12 protein-coding genes are annotated in these 14,528 nt (G+C 37.0%); 7 read left to right on the top strand and 5 right to left on the bottom strand.

Annotation, left to right across the window (positions count from 1 at the left end):
- The first annotated feature begins 79 nt into the window (after nucleotides 1-79).
- From P164_RS09340 to P164_RS09355, 4 genes are all read left to right on the top strand, one after another.
- Complete coding sequence (locus tag P164_RS09340) at nucleotides 80-544, top strand: GNAT family N-acetyltransferase (RefSeq protein ID WP_035899719.1); 465 nt, start codon at nucleotides 80-82, stop codon at nucleotides 542-544.
- 76 nt (nucleotides 545-620) lie between these two features.
- Entirely contained in the window at nucleotides 621-1,418 is a 798-nt protein-coding gene (locus P164_RS09345) for an MBL fold metallo-hydrolase (protein WP_035900044.1), read from the top strand.
- A 141-nt stretch (nucleotides 1,419-1,559) separates the two neighbouring features.
- Nucleotides 1,560-2,687 (top strand): lactonase family protein, encoded by a 1,128-nt coding sequence (locus P164_RS09350; RefSeq protein WP_028376130.1) that lies wholly within the window; start codon nucleotides 1,560-1,562, stop codon nucleotides 2,685-2,687.
- 78 nt (nucleotides 2,688-2,765) lie between these two features.
- Nucleotides 2,766-3,533: a hypothetical protein gene (locus tag P164_RS09355; protein ID WP_125411772.1), complete on the top strand. Its 768-nt coding sequence runs from the start codon at nucleotides 2,766-2,768 to the stop codon at nucleotides 3,531-3,533.
- Between the two features lie 105 nt (nucleotides 3,534-3,638).
- Here P164_RS09355 and P164_RS09360 read toward each other — a convergent pair whose 3' ends face one another.
- From P164_RS09360 to P164_RS09370, 3 genes are all read right to left on the bottom strand, one after another.
- Nucleotides 3,639-5,273, bottom strand: a complete 1,635-nt coding sequence (locus P164_RS09360; RefSeq protein ID WP_028376132.1) for an amidohydrolase — start codon at nucleotides 5,271-5,273, stop codon at nucleotides 3,639-3,641.
- 99 nt (nucleotides 5,274-5,372) lie between these two features.
- Nucleotides 5,373-7,121 carry a TonB-dependent receptor gene (locus P164_RS09365; protein ID WP_035899721.1) on the bottom strand — a complete coding sequence of 583 codons (1,749 nt, stop codon included), beginning with the start codon at nucleotides 7,119-7,121 and terminating at the stop codon, nucleotides 5,373-5,375.
- Between the two features lie 54 nt (nucleotides 7,122-7,175).
- Nucleotides 7,176-10,193 (bottom strand): tetratricopeptide repeat protein, encoded by a 3,018-nt coding sequence (locus P164_RS09370; protein ID WP_028376134.1) that lies wholly within the window; start codon nucleotides 10,191-10,193, stop codon nucleotides 7,176-7,178.
- Between the two features lie 343 nt (nucleotides 10,194-10,536).
- On the opposite strand from P164_RS09370, the gene P164_RS09375 reads away from it, so the two are divergent.
- Genes P164_RS09375 through P164_RS09385 form a run of 3 tightly spaced genes read left to right on the top strand, consistent with a single transcriptional unit; the run spans nucleotide 10,537 to nucleotide 13,051 of the window.
- Nucleotides 10,537-11,220 (top strand): cell division ATP-binding protein FtsE, encoded by a 684-nt coding sequence (locus tag P164_RS09375; RefSeq protein ID WP_028376135.1) that lies wholly within the window; start codon nucleotides 10,537-10,539, stop codon nucleotides 11,218-11,220.
- 15 nt (nucleotides 11,221-11,235) lie between these two features.
- Entirely contained in the window at nucleotides 11,236-12,126 is an 891-nt protein-coding gene (locus P164_RS09380; protein ID WP_028376136.1) for a glycosyltransferase family 2 protein, read from the top strand.
- A complete protein-coding gene (locus P164_RS09385; RefSeq protein WP_028376137.1) occupies nucleotides 12,119-13,051 on the top strand; it encodes a glycosyltransferase family 2 protein in 933 nt (310 codons plus the stop codon). The genes P164_RS09380 and P164_RS09385 overlap by 8 nt, the downstream gene beginning before the upstream one ends.
- On the opposite strand, the gene P164_RS09390 is transcribed toward P164_RS09385, so the two are convergent.
- Together P164_RS09390 and P164_RS09395 are read right to left on the bottom strand one after the other, a co-directional pair.
- On the bottom strand, nucleotides 13,038-13,436 hold the full coding sequence (locus tag P164_RS09390; RefSeq protein WP_035899722.1) for a sugar 3,4-ketoisomerase: 399 nt from the start codon (nucleotides 13,434-13,436) through the stop codon (nucleotides 13,038-13,040). The two genes, P164_RS09385 and P164_RS09390, sit on opposite strands and share 14 nt — an antisense overlap.
- Entirely contained in the window at nucleotides 13,405-14,526 is a 1,122-nt protein-coding gene (locus P164_RS09395) for a glycosyltransferase (RefSeq protein ID WP_410503390.1), read from the bottom strand. The genes P164_RS09390 and P164_RS09395 overlap by 32 nt, the downstream gene beginning before the upstream one ends.
- Between the last annotated feature and the right edge of the window lie 2 nt (nucleotides 14,527-14,528).

Consider the following 14,528-nt stretch of genomic DNA (forward strand, 5'->3'; position numbering starts at 1 on the left):
ACGTTAAGGCTTAATAAAATGGAAGCCAAAGGCTTAAAATAAATACACAATCTGTTTTACCTTTACCGTTCACTTTAAGATGATTCTTTTGATTTTTGACACTTACAAACCGCAATATGCTACTGCTTTTGAAGCCCTTAATCTCAACTGGCTTGAGCAGTTTTTTGTAGTAGAACCTCACGACAAAGAGGTTTTAAGCGACCCTTCAAAATTTATTATACAAACCGGTGGCGATATTCTGGTTGCTAAGCACGAAGATAAGGTTGTGGGCGTCGTAGCATTAATGCCCGATGAAAACGGCCTATTTGAACTTACAAAAATGGCTGTAGATGCTCAGTTACGCGGTCAAAAAATAGGACAACAATTGTTACAATTTACCCTTGATTTTGCGCGTAAAAAAGGATTAGAAACCCTTATACTCTACTCTAACCGCAAACTGGAAAATGCAATTTACCTGTATCGTAAATTCGGTTTTATGGAGATTCCTTTAGAACAACCCAATCCTTATTTACGGGCAGATATAAAAATGCAAATCAAGCTTTAAGCTTTACAATTTCTTTAGTACGTTTTCATTATTTTTCTTAGTTTCTTTGTCCTTCTAAAACTAAAAAAAAATGAAAATGAGAACATTAGTACTAACAGTGTTAACAGCTACGCTTCTATTCAGCTGTAAAAATGAAAATAAATCAGAATCTTCTTCAGAACTTGAAGAGACTGCAATGGTTTCAGACTCAACTGTAGTAGAAGCAACATTTAACATCACTCCTATTGAACACGCAACCGCAGTTTTTGATTTTGGCGATGCGGTATTTTACATCGACCCTGTAGGTGGTGCGTCAGCTTTTGAAGGTCAGCCAAAACCTAATGTAATTCTCGTTACAGATATTCACGGAGATCACTTAAATGAAGAAACTTTAAATGCGGTAGCAGATTCTGCAACCACGATTTTTGCTCCTCAAGCCGTTGTAGATGCTTTAAAAACAGATCTTAAAAACAAAGTAACGGTTATTGCAAATGATGAAGTTAAAGCCTGGGATGGTTATGAGCTTACTGCAATACCTATGTACAACCTTAGAGAGGAAGCAAAACAATTTCATACTAAAGGTCGTGGTAATGGTTATGTGATCGAAAAAGATGGGATGCGTGTGTATTTTTCTGGCGATACAGAAGATATTCCCGAGATGCGCAATCTTAAAGATATTGACAAAGCCTTTGTATGTATGAATTTACCATATACAATGACTGTAGATCGTGCTGCAGATGGTGTGATTGCTTTCGCTCCTAAAGAAGTGTACCCTTATCATTTTAGAGGTCAGGACGGCTTAAGTGATACCGATAAATTTAAGAGCTTAGTAAATGCTGCAGGCATTGATACCGAAGTTATTCTGCTAGACTGGTACCCAAACAAAGCAGAATAATCAATTTTAACGCTTAAAAATCCCGATACTTTTGTATTGGGATTTTTTTTGCTTTTTACTCAAAGTATACAATAGACTCGAGAAATACATTAATTTTAGATTTCGCTTAAGCGGAAAGTCAACACTAATTTACATCTGTTTATGAAATCTATAGTACTTGCTCTAAGTCTGTTCAGCATTATTTCCTGTAAAAACACCGAAACAAAAACCGAAACATCAATGACCCAATCTACAGCAAACGAAGAAGAAATTACCTCGTTTTACATAGGCACCTATACAGATGGAGCAAGTAAAGGTATTTACAAATTAGCATTAAAAGAAGACGGGAGCTTTACAGAACCGGTTCTTGCTGCTGAAGTATCAAATCCTTCATTTATAAGCTTCAATAAAAACAAAAATGTATTGCTCGCTGTTAATGAAAACGATCCCGGTACGATTGAATCCTTTCAGGTTAAAGCCGATACGCTATTGCAATTAAATCAAAGTCAAACCGGCGGAGCGCACCCGTGTTTTGTAGTTACAAATGATCAGGATTATGTTTTGGTTGCTAATTACACAGGCGGTAATGTAGGATTACTGAAACTGAAGGAAGACGGTAGTTTAAGCGAGTTACTAGATGTACAGCAACACGAAGGCAAAGGCACCACAGATCGTCAGGAAGGCCCGCACGCGCATTCTGCCTGGTTTAATCCTGATGGTAGCGGCATTATTTCGGTAGATTTAGGAACTAACCAGTTGTGGTTTTCTTCAATCAATATCGAAACTAATAAACTGCAACCTGCAACCATTCAGAAACTGGACTTTAAAGAAGGAGCAGGTCCGCGTCATTTAGTTTTTCATCCAACAAAAAACTTCGTTTACGTGTTGAACGAACTCAACAACACGGTAAGTCAGATTGAAACCCTAAACGGAAATTACAGTATTGTCAGCTCGACTTCAATCCTTCCGGAAGATTTTACCGACTTTTCTAAAGCGGCAGACATTCACATATCTCAGGATGGTAAGTTTGTCTATGCTTCTAATCGCGGTCACGACAGCATTTCTATTTTAGAGGTTAAGGAAGATGGAAGCTTAAAACTTGTGGCTAACGAGCCTACTAAAGGTAAAGATCCGCGTAATTTTCAAATCACTCCAGATGAGAAATACATAATAGTAGCCAATCAAAACGGTAATAATCTGGTTTCTTACAAACGAGATTCTATAACCGGTCTGTTAACCTATGTTGCTCAGGTAACCGCTCCTGCTCCAGTTTGTATATTGTTTGAGTAATTGAGCAAAAAGAATATAAATTATAAGAATTTAATACTTTAGGCTATACATAAACACCCAACTATTTCAATACAATTTATGAAAAAACTATTCTTATTTCTACTCGTCAGCTACTCCTTTAATTTATGTGCTCAAACAAATAATCTTGACGGAATGTGTTTTAAGGTTTTAAAAAAAGACACTTACAATCATTGTTTACAAAGCGGGTCTGACGCTGCCATACATTTGTTTGATGTACTTCCTAAAATTAGAGATTACAAATATACAGGCGATGCTAATTATAATAATTCTAATAACAGCAACACTATATTTTATCCTTCTTATCAAAATACCGCACAAAAATATGAGCTCAAACAATATATAAAAGTAGACCAGGGTAATTCTGAAATGATTGTTACTATCACAGATTTAGATCTTGCAGATATTAAAGGTAAACAAGAATTTACAGAATCTATTGAGGGTATGAAGAAGCGTTTTAAGGAACGTGGTATTGAGATACCTGCTGAAATGGAAAATGTTTCTTATACCGCTAACAGGTTGCAATTAATAAATAGTTTTAAAACGATGTTTAACGTGGCTAAACAGTTGAATATAGATTATTTACCTGCGGAAGGTGTGGGAATGATGACCGTGAATTTAGACAACTTTGAAAATGCTTATGTGGTATATAAAGACTTAGAAAAAGAAGCAAATTTTAGTGCTTCTTATGCTGATAGGTATCTGTTTACAATTCAAATTAAAAATGTAAATAAATATAATTCCTGCAATACATTAATGGCATATTTATCTCCATATCTCGCAGAAGTAGCATTAGGATCACTAGATCGGAATATTTATTTTAAGTAATCTCAATTATTTTATATACGTATTGTGGTCGCATTAAAATGACAAAAAAAAGCACCCTTCTGAAAAAATCAGAAGGGTGCTTTTTTTGTTAGATGTTATTAGAATCTACTTTACTTTTTTACCACCTAACCAGGTTTGATTCACTTTTAGATTGGGAATTAAATCTTCTTCAACAGTCATAATATCTTCATCCATTAAAATAAAATCTGCAAACTTCCCCACTTCAATACTTCCTTTTTCAGCTTCTTCAAAATTAGAAAATGCAGCCCAAACGGTCATTCCACGTAAAGTTTCTTCACGGGTTAAGGCATCTTTCATTTGAAAACCGTTCTCGGGAAATTGCTTTAAATCTTTACGGGCAACCGCTGCGTAAAATGTATAAAACGGACTCACCTGCTCTACCGGAAAATCGGTTCCCAGAGCGATAACACCAGATTCTTCGAGTAATCGCTTGTATGCATATGCCCCTTTCATTCTGCGTTCCCCTAAACGATCTTTTGCCCAGTACATATCACTGGTAGCGTGTGTAGGTTGTACAGAAGGTAAAATATTATCGTCAAAGTAATCAAAGTCTTCCTGTGAGATAATTTGCGCGTGTTCAATCTTCCAGCGCTTGTCTGACTGCCCTTTTAAAGCTTCGGTATATGCATTTAATATAACAGTATTTGCAGAATCACCTATAGCATGCGTATTCATCTGAAAGTTTGTCTTAGCCAGTTTTTGAGCCAGATTATACATACTGTCAACGGGAGTTACTAAAGCTCCATAATGCCCATCACGATCTGCGTAAGGTGCTCTCAACGCTGCGCCACGGGAACCTAAAGCCCCGTCACCATACACTTTTACAGAACGTACATTCATCTTATCGGTTTTTAGAATACCGCGTTTTAAGAAGTAGTCAACGTCTGCAGGTGTATTGCTTATCATCGCATACATACGCATATCTAAGCCTCCCGCTTGTTGTAAGCTGTCTATAAGCAGAATCGTATTGCGATCTAAACCGGCATCATTAACCGTTGTAAGACCATAATCAAAACAGTATTGCTGCGCATCTTGCAATGCTTTCACTTTTTGATCGCGGGTCATTTGCGGCATAATAGCCGTAATCAGATCCATAGGATTATCAATGAGTATACCGGTAAGGTCCTTACCGTCTCGCATAATCTCACCACCTTTAGTCTGTGTTGTTGCATCTATTTGCGCCAGGTCTAAAGCTTTTTGATTTACTAACAAAGCGTGACCATCTATACGCTGCAACGCAACCGGCGTATCAGGAAAAAGTGAATCTAATTTTTTCTTATTCGGAAACTCTTTTTGTTCCCAGTCGTTTTGATCCCAACCTCTTCCGTAGATAAATTCTGAAGGATTTTCTTTTTGAAAAGCAACAACTCGCGCCACCACCTCATCAAAACTTGTGGTACCTACTAGATCTACATTCTGCAGTGATTGACCAAATCTATAAAAATGGCAATGAGCATCTATAAGACCCGGAAGAATGGTTTTTCCCTGAGCATCAAGAACCTCATTTGCAGAGTATTTTGCCTGCAAAGAATCTGATAATCCTATTGCAACAAACTTGCCATCTCGTACGGCAAAAGCTTCTGCCTTTGAAAATTGAGCATCTACAGTATAAATATTTGCATTAATTACGAGAAGATCTACACTCTCTTTTTCGGTTTTTTTATCCTGGCAACCTACCACTACAAAGAGACTTAAGAGTCCCAACAAAGCAAAACGCATATTTATTTTTTTTTACGAAAGTACAAATTAAGCATGTATCTCCTAAAACAAAAAACTCCCGAAATTCGGGAGTTTTTAAAGATTTTATTTTACTAAAAATTACCAGTCAAAACGGTAAGTCGCCCCTGCCATCCCCTGTAATCCCTGTACCGGATAATTAATATAGCGCTGGTAATTATTGCCTAACGCATTATTTACGCGTGCAAAAAACGAAAGTTGATCATTAAAGCGGTATCCTACATGTGCATTTGCATCAAAAAAACTTTCTAAGGTAACTTTTATAGGGTTTGTACTTATCGCTGTTGTTTCCACATCTGTCTGATCAAAACGTTCCCCTACATAAAATAAGGTTATTCCCGCAAACCAGTTTTTATCGATCTGATAGTCTGCAAAGAAAGAGGCTTTAAAGTCTGGCAAATTCCATGCTTCTTCTTCTAGCTCTGTTTCATAACTAAATAACTCTCCATTAACACGCATTTTTAAATTGCTGTTTACGTCAAAGTTTAATTCTCCAAAAAGGGAAAGCGTACGCAAATCATCATTTACTACTCCAAAGGAGTTTCCAAATTGATAGCCTGCTGCACCCATTGCATCTGCGCTCCCCACAGTTCTCGCATTATTTTTAAACAATAAGCGGTTATCTTGAGACAAATAGCTTGCGCGCAGGTTGTAGCTCATCGCACTGCTTAATTTACCTTTTATACCACCGTACAAATCAAATTTCTGATCTGTAGGAGAAATGGTATTTAATGTTGGTGATACAAACGGATTTTCTGAAGCTAACTCCTGATAAGTGTTTTGTTTTAAGTCACCTTCTAAACCTCCATAAATAATAAAATACTCATCTACCAGACGGTAAGATGCTCTAACGCTAGGATATACTTTAAGGTCTGCTTTAGAAGCATCAGGATTAAAATCTGCAGCCACATTCACCCCTAAATCAAGCGTTAAGTCTTCTTTTAAAATTTGAATACTTGGGTTTCCGCTTACAATTAAATGCGTATAATCTGTTTTCGTAATACCCGAATCTTCATTTTCAAAACTTCCGTTTACATAATCAAGTTTAAGGTCTAAGCTTAATTTTTGCTTAGCGATAGGCACCATAAATTCTGGTGCAACTACTGCTCGTATTTCGCTAGATTTAAATGAGTCTCCAAAATATCCTATGCTTGCTGTTGCTCCTTCAAAAAAGCCTTCATTAAATTCTATAGCTCCACTTAAACCGGCATTGTAAAAACTATGGGTAGGATCTATATTTTGTACGATTGTTTGATTTTGTGCCACTTGCGGATCTAAACCGTACCAGTTATATAATTTGTGCCCCAGGTCTAAATCTGTACGCCAGTTGAAATTGTTATTACGCGAGCTGTAATTCAAATTTAAATCGGTATCATAAAACTTATCGTCGAGTACCACACCCTCAATACCACCTTGCGATGAATTGTGATTTAAATAAATACCGAAATTAGAATTTCGGTCTATTTCAAAATTGGTGTACAATTCTGCCAAAGCACTGGTGTAGGTGCCAAAACCTAAAGTCACATAATTATCATACAACTTTACAGGCTTAGCCTTTTTTACCGCTGCTGCTTTACCTTTTGCAGGTGCAAAAGTAGAGGCTACCGGTACACTAAAGATCCCGTAAGTTACCTTCTTCTTAGCCGTATTCACCGAATCGTTTAAAGCCGGAGTTGCTTTTACCTTAAAGGCATCACCTATCTCAGGAGTATAAGGCTTAACTACATTTACAACTTCAGTTCCTAAATTATCTTTATCCTGTGCCTGTGCATAACTTGCTGCTACCAGTATAAAGCTTAAAGTGAAAATTGATTTTATATTTTTAATCATTGTTTGATTGTTCTAATTAAGTTGTTTCAACAGATTTTTAAGCAATGCTGAATTTTAATTTTCTCCTAAAGATGAATTCGTTTTAGACTCTGCTGCTTTGATGCGCTTTAGTTCTTGTTTCGCCTCTGCAACTACCTCAGGATAATCTGTAAAGTTTGTAATTACACTGTCTAAAATGTAAGTCGCCTGGTATGCATCTCCTAACTCGTAAAAGTTTTTAGCCATTAACACCAGACCTTTTGCACCATACTCTTTGTAACCGCTGTAATCTTTAGCCAGTTTCTGAACCTGTACATTAGAGCCCTTGAAGTCAGCTTTTTTGTTTTTAAAGAATGCATCGTAATACAAAGCTTCTGCAGCTAATTCTCCTGTTGCAATTTTTAAAACCTGTGCATACGCTTCTGCCGCTCGACTTTCATTATTCGTTTTCATCGCACTACGGGCAATGATTACCTGAGCATCACTTTTTACCTTATTATCAATTTTAGCATTTGCTAAAACCTTCTCTGCATAAGAAACAGATTGCACGTAATCTTTAAGTTCGTAATGTGACTTCATCAAGTTACTCTGTGCAAAAATGGTATTCTGTGGTATATCAGACTCATTCTCTAAACGCTGAAGCACAGGTACAGCAGCGGCGTAGTTACGCTCACTCAAATAAACCTGCCCTAAACGTGCTAACGCCTGCTCTGTAAACTCGCTACGCTCTTTATCAATAACATACTTGTAATGCGGGATTGTTTTCGCAAACTCCTCTTTACCAAAGTACAACTGCCCCAGGTAAAAGTGTGCTTCCATAGCACGTTGTCCGTTAGGATACTCTCTTAGATATTTTTCAAAATTCTGAATAGCAACAGGATTGTTACTATTTACAAATTGTTTTTCCGCGGAAGAAAAAGCAGCATCATCTAATTCTGAATCTTCTACAGAAATATAATCAAGACCATTTGCCCAACGACCGTACTCTTCTACCTGCCCGTTGTCTATATAAATCAACTTTGCAGAAGCAACTGCCTGAACCCCTTCTGGAGTTCCCGGAAAATCCTGAGCTACTTTTTTAAACAGTGCTAAAGCCTGCGGACTGCGACCGGTATTATCGTAAATAAGTGCCTTTTTAAGCTGCGCTTTTGCAGCAAACTTACTTTTTGGTATTTCGCGTACCAGACGATCATAGGCTTCAATACCTTTATCGTTATTACCGGTAGCTACATAAGTGTTACCCAATTCATATAAAGCATCATCGCGGTAGCTCGATTTTGGAAACTGAGCTGTAAAACTGTTTAACGCCTCAATCTTTTGAGGATTACGATCTACAAAACCATAACTAATTGCTTTTTGAAAGGTTGCATAATCGCGATCACCTCCCGGCATCTCTATTGCTGCATTGTAAGCTTCCATAGCCGGCCAGTATTTACTGCTTATAAAGTAACTATCTCCCAGACGCATAAACGCATCTACTTTACGCACATTGTCTGAAGCGCCAGACTTGCTATAACTTTCAAAATATTTGATTGCCTGATCGTAGTTTTTCTTTTTGAAGTATGCATAACCTAAGTTGTAACCCAGGTCTTTATATTCTGGCAACGTACTCGCCGCATTGCTTTGCTCAAACTGCTTAAACGTTAGTAGTGCATCGTCTATGTTATTAAGCGTGTACTCACTTTCTGCTTTCCAGTATAATGCGCGTGCTGTAAAATTAGCAGTACGCGGGTCTTTAAGTGACTTTTCAAAATTTGCAATGGCTTCACTGTAGTTTCCGTCATTGTATAATTCGATTCCTCGGTAGAATGCTACTTTTTGGTAGGCTTCCTTGTCTTGAAAATTTCTATTATTTTCAATCAGCGCCATAGCACCTTCATAATTTTTAGAAGTAATGTAAGAATCAATTAGAAGCGTTTCTAAGGTTTGACGCTCTGTTGTATTAGGGTAGGCTTCTAAGTAATTTCCTATTGCCTGCGGTGCCGGCTCATATGCATTACCTATCTCGTAACTTAACTTAGCATAGTTTAAACCACTATCTTCTTTAATCTTTGGCACAAAATCCATTTGATACGCATTACGAAACGCATTAAGCGCTTCCTGCTTGCGGTCTGTTTGTAAATAGGCATCGGCAAGATGGTAATACGCATTTTGAGCCACACTGTTTTTACCGTCTACAATCTTATTGAATTCCCCTATTGCGCTTTCAAAATCGCCTTGTTTGTAATAGGCATAACCTAACTGGTAGTAGTCTGTGTTAGACCAGCGACCGCGTTTACCTTTATATTCTTTTAAATAAGGAAGTGCTTCTGAAAAATTACCCAAATTAAAATAACTCTCTCCTATTATTTTATTTAATTCTGAAGCATCTAAGCGGGTTGCGCCAGGCAATTGCTCTTTAGCCAATTGTATAGCCTCCTCAAAATTTCCTTTTTTAAAGTTTAAATCGGCTTTAAAGTAACTCAGATCTTCCCGAACGCCTTCTTCTGCTTCTACTTCTTCAAAAAGTTGACTTGCTTCTTCGTAATCATCATTTTCATAAGCCATAAACCCTTCATAATATTTGGCTTGCGGACCGTATTTTTCTGAGTTGCGTACGCGTCTAAAATATTCTTTAGCCTCTTCAGGACTGTTAGTTTTTAAATGAACGTAGCCCATATTAAAGTTAAAACGCTCTAGTTCTAAATAACTCAAGCGGTCTAAATCTACCTGCTCATACCAGCGTTTTGATGCTGCGTATTTACCGTTTTCAAAATAATATTCTGCTACATCGTAGTACGCCGCATTTCGTTTTGTGCTTGTGGGGTAGGTTTCTACAAACTTTTCCATAGAAGCATCTGCACCACTTTGATTGAGTCGTACTGCAGCATTAGCGATATAATACGCACAATCTCCTTCTATCGTAGGGTCTGTAGTTTCCTGCTTAATTTCTCCAAAAAGAGCCTGAGCAGCCAGATATTGTTTACTGTTGTATAAGGTAAGTGCCTTATTGTATTTTGCAAGCTCATTTGTAAAAGCCTCAGACTGCTGTGCAGTAACTACGGGCAACGTAACCAGCGTTATTAGTGCCAGAAGTACATATTTCTTCATCATAAAAATGGTTGTGTTTAAATTCAATTAGTAGCGATTCTTCAGCGTTAGCTAAACTAAATGACTACTACCAGTAACGCTACAAAACTAGGATAATTATATCTAGAGTGCAGTTCTTCAAAAGAACTTTAAACGCTTATTTTAAACGAGTTTTCAACAACGCTTTGACGTGAGGAGCCTGTAATCAAATCAAATAGTTATTGTACTTTTGATTTCGGTTTTAAAATAGCAGTATATAAATCGTATGATGAATACTACTTTAAAACTGAATTGAATCAGCCAACTAATATCTGTAGATTTTTAGCAGTTAATCACCACACTGAGTGGGTTTTATTTATTTTATTTTATGTCAACACCGGTTCTGCAACTTAAAAATGCATCTATTTTTCAGCGTGAAAGCCTTATTCTTTCAGATATAAGTCTTTCTATAAATAAAGGTGAGTTTGTATATCTCATAGGTAAAACCGGAAGTGGTAAGAGTAGTTTTATGAAAACGCTTTATGGTGATTTGCCCTTGCAACAAGGTGAAGGCACTATTGTAGATTTTGATTTAGTGACCTTAAAAGAGAAGCAAATTCCTTTTTTACGCCGAAAACTTGGCGTTGTCTTTCAGGATTTTAAATTACTAAATGATCGTACCGTAAAAGAAAATCTCAAGTTTGTTTTAAAAGCAACCGGCTGGAAAATTCAGGCAGACATGGATACTAAGATTGATGAAGTCTTAGACAAGGTAGGTATGAAAACCAAAGGCTTTAAATACCCTTATCAGCTTTCTGGCGGTGAGCAACAACGTGTAGCAATTGCCCGTGCTTTGCTCAACGACCCTGAGCTTATTTTAGCAGATGAGCCTACCGGAAATCTTGACCCGCAAACTTCTGTAGAGGTTATGGGCGTGCTTCAAGAAATCAACAAAAATGGCAATACTATTTTAATGGCTACTCACGATTATGCATTGCTTTTAAAATACCCTTCAAAAACTCTTAAATGCGACGGAAATAAAATCTTTGAAGTCGTACAAAAGACCATTTAAGTTTAACTTGTAGGTATGTTATCTATTCTCATACCGGTTTTTAATACTGATGTTTCAGAATTGGTTTTCAGCATTCGCACTATGGCTGAAACCTTAAATCTCGTATACGAAATACGGTTGGCAGACGATGCATCTACAGATTTTCAGACACGATCTAAAAATCAGTTTTTAATAGGTCTTCAACATTGTACCTATACGCAGTTTGAAACCAATAGAGGTAGAACCGCTACCAGCCAATTTCTTGCAGAAGAGGCGCGCTATGATTGGCTTCTTTTTTTAGATGCAGATGTAATGCCGGTTAACTCAGATTTTCTTGAGCAAATAGTTTTAAATATGCAACGTGCTCAGGTTATTTTTGGAGGTATCGCATACTCAAAAGAATTTCCTGAAAACAACAAAATGCTGCGTTGGGTTTATGGTAAAAACCGCGAAAGCCGGTTAAAAAAAGAACGTGAATTCAATCCTTACAAATCTATCACCGCAGCGGGGTTAGCCATCACTAAAAGTCTTTATCTGGAGTTGAATATGCCTCTTACAAATTTGTATGGGTTAGACATTTACCTAACCTACAGATTAAAAAAACTTAAGGCAGTTGTTTTGCATCTTGAAAATCCGGTGATGCATTTAGGACTTGAAGATTCTGAATCATATCTTCAAAAAACCTATGAAGGTTTGCAAACTTTAGTCTATTTGCAGCGTCACGACCTTATTGCAGAAGATTACAGACCCTTACAGCAAATCGCACTCAAAATGCAAAAAACAGGTGTTGCTAATGGCTATATAAAATTGTTCCATCGCATTCAAAAGAAGGTGATAAAAAACTTACTTTCTTCAAAACCCTCGTTAAAACTATTTGATGCCTATCGTTTGTATTATTTTCTTAAAATCCTGAAAGAAGATGCCTAAAATTACTGTCGTCATACCGCTATATAACAAGGCAAATTTCATTAAAGAAACCTTACAATCTGTGTATGCTCAAAACTTTACAGATTATGAAGTAGTGGTTATTAATGACGGGAGTACCGATGGAAGTGAACATCACGTATTAAGTCTTAAAAATGAAAAAACTAAACTTATAAATCAAGCTAATAACGGACTCTCAAATGCCCGAAACACGGGAATAGAACACGCCTTAGGTAGTGTAATTTGCCTTATAGATGCAGATGATATATGGCTTCCCAATCATCTTCAAAAGATTGCAAATCTTATTGATTCCTACCCTGAAGCTCAGCTTTACGGCACTGCTTACAGTGAATTATTGCCTAACGGATTACTCATAAAACCAAAAACAAACACAGGCTTTAAAACAACTACTCTTCTCATTGAAGATTTTTTTATAACAAGTGCACAACAGCCGTTTATTACTCCCAGTAGTTTCGGTTTTAAAAAAGAAATCATTCGCACTATTGGCGGCTTTGATCCAACAATAACCTACGCTGAGGATACCGATTTTTTTATACGTGCAAACCTCAATTATAAATTGGCTTTTGACGCTACTACGACCTGCCACTATAGATACGAAAGTGAAAATCAAATTACGCGCAGCAAACTGAGTTTTAAAAAACAACCTGATTATGCCAAATACCTTTTAGAAAACGCAGGTAATTACTCCTTAAAGAGGTTTATTAATCTCAACTATTATTACCTCTGTAATTCTTATAAGGCAGAACGCGCTACTGAAGCCTTCATAGCAATGAGAAAAAATGTAGATACCAACTTTTTAAATAACAAGCAGCGTTTTTTATTAAACGCACCTCCAGCAATGCTCAACAGCATACGCTATTTTAAACAGAAAATGCTTTTTAAAGGAAAGCGACTTACGAGTTTTTAAATGCGACAAAATCTTCAAAGTCACGAATATAATCGTCTTCTTTAAAAGCGTCTTCTGCTGCAACCAGGCAAATACCAGCACTTGAAAAATTATCAAGCTCACGCCAATATCCATTAGGTATCAACAAGCCTTCATTAGGTTTATTTAAGGTAAAAACCTCCTGTCCGATTCCTGTTTTTATAAGCACATCAAAACTTCCTGATAATGCAATTAGAAATTCACTCTGTTTTCGATGTGCATGGCCGCCACGCGAAGCGCCACTAGGCACATCATATAAATAGTAAACCCTTTTAAATTTAAAAGGGAGCGAATCTTGTTCTATTACCGAAAGATTTCCTCGTTGATCCTCTATCTTAGGTAATGCTATGCGTCTGGGAATATTCATAAATGCGTTCCAAATAATTTTGCCAGTCTGTACTAATTACTGAAGTGTCAAATTTACGAATACTAGCTCGGGCAGCAGCTTTAAATTTAAGTCTAAGTTCGGTGTTTAAGGCTAATTCATTCATGGCCTTAGTTAAGCCTTTAAAATCTTGATACGGTACGAGAATGCCGTTACTGCCGTCTAAAATTTCTGCAGGACCGGTAGGGCTGTTGGTCGCTATTACTGAAGTTTGACACGCCAGACTTTCAAGAATAACTCTGGGAAATCCCTCGTAGTTACTACACATTACCGAAAAAAGCGCATTGGCCACATAATTTTCAGGATTGTCGACAAAGCCTTTAAAATGTACACGATGTTGTAAATGTTTCCTTGCCACCAGTGCTTTTAAAGTTTCAAGCATTTCACCCTGTCCCAGAATCAACAAATCTATATTATGTTCGGGCAATATACTTTCTGCATACGCTTCAATTAATTTATCAAATTGCTTAACACCCCGTTCTAATCTTCCCGAAGCAATGATATATGTATTTTGAATTCCATCTGGTAAATCATAATAATCTGCGTATGATGCTAACGAAATAGAATTGGGTATAACTTCAATATGTTGAAGCTTGTAGCATTTTTCTAGCTCTAATCTGGTTGAATGACTGAGTACATTTATAAAGCTATTCTTAAAAAACCATTTGTTGAGCGTTTTATTTTTTGGAAAGTAATACGCTATATGTGAACTGCGCACCATATAAACCGGAAGACTCGTTTTGTAAAAAAACTTTCTAATTACAATTTCCTTAATAATAGAACTACGCATTCTAAAATCAAGCACCACCTGAATCTGATTCTGTTTCAGGTAGTTTTTAAAATAGAGGAACCTTTTTAATTTATTAAAGGGATCATTACGGGTATTCTTCAATAACCCAAGATTTAGCAACTTCCCCTTGTAGGCATACCCCACGGCGTCTGTAATTGTGCAAAGGTGCACCTCATAGCCCAAATCTGTAAGCTCTATTGATAGTAAAGCTGCAGATCGCTCTGCACCACCTCCCGCTAGCGACTCGGTTAGAATACCTATATTTTTAAGATTTGATCTCAGAG

The organism is Leeuwenhoekiella sp. MAR_2009_132, from assembly GCF_000687915.1.
Classification (GTDB): Bacteria; Bacteroidota; Bacteroidia; order Flavobacteriales; family Flavobacteriaceae; genus Leeuwenhoekiella.

Excerpts from the sequence above, each read along its gene's own strand:
- P164_RS09340 (WP_035899719.1), top strand. The coding sequence starts at position 80 with ATGATTCTTTTGATTTTTGACACTTACAAACCGCAATATGCTACTGCT.
- P164_RS09345 (WP_035900044.1), top strand. The coding sequence starts at position 621 with ATGAGAACATTAGTACTAACAGTGTTAACAGCTACGCTTCTATTCAGC.
- P164_RS09350 (WP_028376130.1), top strand. The coding sequence starts at position 1,560 with ATGAAATCTATAGTACTTGCTCTAAGTCTGTTCAGCATTATTTCCTGT.
- P164_RS09355 (WP_125411772.1), top strand. The coding sequence starts at position 2,766 with ATGAAAAAACTATTCTTATTTCTACTCGTCAGCTACTCCTTTAATTTA.
- P164_RS09360 (WP_028376132.1), bottom strand. The coding sequence starts at position 5,273 with ATGCGTTTTGCTTTGTTGGGACTCTTAAGTCTCTTTGTAGTGGTAGGT.
- P164_RS09365 (WP_035899721.1), bottom strand. The coding sequence starts at position 7,121 with ATGATTAAAAATATAAAATCAATTTTCACTTTAAGCTTTATACTGGTA.
- P164_RS09370 (WP_028376134.1), bottom strand. The coding sequence starts at position 10,193 with ATGATGAAGAAATATGTACTTCTGGCACTAATAACGCTGGTTACGTTG.
- P164_RS09375 (WP_028376135.1), top strand. The coding sequence starts at position 10,537 with ATGTCAACACCGGTTCTGCAACTTAAAAATGCATCTATTTTTCAGCGT.
- P164_RS09380 (WP_028376136.1), top strand. The coding sequence starts at position 11,236 with ATGTTATCTATTCTCATACCGGTTTTTAATACTGATGTTTCAGAATTG.
- P164_RS09385 (WP_028376137.1), top strand. The coding sequence starts at position 12,119 with ATGCCTAAAATTACTGTCGTCATACCGCTATATAACAAGGCAAATTTC.
- P164_RS09390 (WP_035899722.1), bottom strand. The coding sequence starts at position 13,436 with ATGAATATTCCCAGACGCATAGCATTACCTAAGATAGAGGATCAACGA.